General features: G+C 60.7%; 3 protein-coding genes. All 3 read left to right on the top strand.

All coding sequences use genetic code 11. From position 1 onward, the window contains the following. Positions 1–217 precede the first annotated feature (217 nt). Positions 218–409: a helix-turn-helix transcriptional regulator gene (locus tag AC4FQ5_RS19550; protein ID WP_491146162.1), complete on the top strand. Its 192-nt coding sequence runs from the start codon at positions 218–220 to the stop codon at positions 407–409. A 1-nt stretch (position 410) separates the two neighbouring features. Continuing rightward, on the top strand, positions 411–764 hold the full coding sequence (locus tag AC4FQ5_RS19545; protein WP_491146159.1) for a hypothetical protein: 354 nt from the start codon (positions 411–413) through the stop codon (positions 762–764). Then, the coding region (locus AC4FQ5_RS19540; RefSeq protein ID WP_491146158.1) for a hypothetical protein at positions 757–1,107 on the top strand (351 nt) is incomplete at its 3' end. The genes AC4FQ5_RS19545 and AC4FQ5_RS19540, both read left to right, overlap by 8 nt.

Below are 1,107 nucleotides of genomic sequence, written 5' to 3'. Positions count from 1 at the left end.
GAGTGATGCGGTCGTTGGGGATACGCCCCGCGAGATCCGTCGCGCTCTTGATTCCGAGACGTTCGCGGTAAGCCCGGATACGCCGACCGATTGCCGTCGGCTCGTTTTCTTTCATATCGATAGCTTATCGGTCGTGTCGCTAGCAAATCGATAGGAATAGCTGTATTCTCAATTCAACAGCTAGGACCTCCCCCGGCTATCAAAATGAAAGGCTGTCATGGAAGACACGTACCTCTCACCGGACCAGGTGTGTGACCTGCTCCCTGGAATGACCCGCGGAGGCCTCGCGCAGCTCCGCTACGAGGGCAAGGGACCACAGTTCCTCAAGCCCACCGCGAAGACCGTGCTCTACGCCGCGTCTGACGTGCGCGACTGGCTGGAGACGCGAAAGTTCAGCAAGACCGGCTGACGTGGCTGAGTCGTTAGAGGCGAGCGTTCAGACGCCGTCTCAGCAACATCGCGACGACGGGGGCACACTCCCCTACCGCGATCCAACAGGTGAAGCTGCCGTCTGGAACCTCCTCCACGAGGGAAAGCCTCTCGACGGCAAGTACACGATCTGCGGGCCCCACGGCCTCGTGATCGAGCTCGACAGCACTTTGAGCGCCCTGATCTTCCAGATCGCAAGCATCGAACGCCGCAAGATCAGTCGCCGAAAAACGGCACTAATCGCGTCACTCAAGAAAAAGGCCCCGACCGGACTGCAATCCGACGAGGCCCAAGATCCGCACCCAATCGCCAGAAAAGGAACGAACAATGTCTAACGATATTCTCGCACGCCCCGCGAACGAAACCAACGCCCCCAAAGGGGTGTCCGCAGAGGATGCAAACAGAATCGCGCGATGGACCGAGGAGGCCCGCTCGGCCATCGCTCACGCTCGAAAAGCCCTCCCGCCCTTCCCTCTCGACGCCCCCACCTGGTGCACCGAAGTCGACATCGACGTCTCGATGTGGCCCGAAATCACCGTGCTGCGCCATGGCAAGAACCACGCCTCGTCCGGGACTGTGCGCGTAGAAGACAGCTTCAACATCTGCGGAGAAGACACCACCTGGGGTAGCGGGGCGTTTACCGCCGGCGGATCGATCGGTGCCTACTCGCCCGCGGAA

Source organism: Chryseobacterium sp. DT-167, assembly GCF_058310155.1.
The sequence above is the reverse complement of the archived record's forward strand: the minus strand, read 5'-3'. Positions and strand labels throughout refer to the sequence as shown.